Origin of the sequence: Bacillus sp. SIMBA_074 (genome assembly GCF_046534555.1) — a bacterium.
GTDB lineage: Bacteria > Bacillota > Bacilli > Bacillales > Bacillaceae_G > Bacillus_A > Bacillus_A mycoides.
The window spans coordinates 1-246 of the sequence record NZ_JAWRYM010001024.1 but is presented as its reverse complement, the minus strand read 5'-3'; the positions used below and the strand labels follow the sequence as shown (position 1 = coordinate 246).

Annotated in this window: 1 protein-coding gene; it reads left to right on the top strand. The window is 45.1% G+C overall.

The window, feature by feature from the left end:
* Window positions 1–6 precede the first annotated feature (6 nt).
* Window positions 7–246 (top strand): glycosyltransferase family 4 protein (locus SB773_RS33875; RefSeq protein WP_410594865.1); only part of this gene is annotated, 240 nt, incomplete at its 3' end.

The following is a 246-nucleotide window of genomic DNA, read 5'->3' as shown; positions in this document are numbered from 1 at the left end:
CAAGGCATTCATACTCCGCTGCAACATCGCATTCACGAGTGCGAGCGGATACTGACGGAGGCTTCGGATCGTGTCATTGTTTGCAGTCACTATATGGGAAATGAGGTCAAGAAGCTCTTTCATGTAGCGTCTGAAAAACTCACAGTTATCCATAACGGTGTCGAAGCAAAAATGGCATACGAAGTCGAAAATCAAGAACTCAGACAACAATTATCACTTGGCGATGGGCCTATCCTTTTTTTCGTC